This is a genomic window from Halomonas sp. 113, from assembly GCF_904067645.1.
Lineage (GTDB): Bacteria > Pseudomonadota > Gammaproteobacteria > Pseudomonadales > Halomonadaceae > Vreelandella > Vreelandella titanicae.
In genome coordinates this window covers 1-1,057 of sequence record NZ_CAJFDU010000019.1, presented here as the reverse complement: position 1 = coordinate 1,057, position 1,057 = coordinate 1, and the positions used below count along the sequence as shown (strand labels likewise).

The following is a 1,057-nucleotide window of genomic DNA, read 5'->3' as shown; positions in this document are numbered from 1 at the left end:
GCCATTGATTGCTGCACCAGCCACTTTACAGCCTGATCAGACGCTGCCAGCAGGCCCGATATGGACAATAGGGCATACGGCGAGAGCTTTTTGCCAATAATGAGCATTATTTAACCCTTCAACGCCAAAATGCGTCTGGCACCGTTAAGTACAATGCCCCCCGCGATGGTGCCGATAATCAGATCCGGATAATTGGAACCGGTCCACGCGACCAAGGCGCCGGCGGTGATGACCCCCAGGTTGATCACCACGTCGTTGGCCGAGAATATCCAGCTTGCCTTCATGTGCGCCCCGCCTTCCCGATGTTTGGATATGAGCAGCAGACAACTGGTATTGGCAATCAATGCGACGAATGCGATAGCCATCATCACCAGCGATTCAGGCTCACTACCGAATACAAAGCGTCTCACCACCTCTACGAGCACGCCCACAGCCAAGATCAGTTGCAGTACACCAGCAAGATGCGCGGCACGTACCTGCATTTTCACGCTATGTCCAACCGCATAAAGGGCAAGCCCGTACACCGCCGCATCGGCAAAATTGTCCAGGGATTCTCCAATCAGGCCGGTGGACTGGGCGATCAGACCGGCAGTCATTTCCACCACGAACAGAAGTGCATTGATGCCGAGCAACCAGCGCAGGGTCCCGGATTCTTGCTTAGCAGAAGCTGCCGAAAACTCGGCGGCCTTGATGGTCTCCGGATTTGCAGCGACGGTTTCCTGAAGCGAGGCGCCTAGCCCCAAGGTCTTCAGTTTCGAGGTGACGGGCTCGACCTCGCCGTCATGCACGACCTTCAGCTGGCGGTTCGACAAGTCGAAGGACAGCGCCCGAATCTCCTCAAAGCCGTTCAGGGCTAGGCGAATCATTCGTTCTTCTGATGGACAGTCCATCTTCGGCACGGCATAAACACTGACCCATCTCCCTGGCGCCTCGGAGGAGGCCTGTATATCGGTATCCGCTGCGGACGTTGCATCACCGCCACAGGCGCCACCACAGGATTTGCTCATGATACGACTCCACTTGAACAATGTTGTGGTACCATTTAAAACTATAAAGC

The 1,057-nt window shown here is 55.4% G+C and carries 1 protein-coding gene; it reads right to left on the bottom strand.

All coding sequences use genetic code 11. The annotated features are described in order from the left end of the window. Positions 1 to 110: 110 nt before the first annotated feature. Positions 111 to 1,007, bottom strand: a complete 897-nt coding sequence (locus YERSI8AC_RS00135; protein WP_159178015.1) for a cation transporter — start codon at positions 1,005 to 1,007, stop codon at positions 111 to 113. Positions 1,008 to 1,057: the final 50 nt, after the last annotated feature.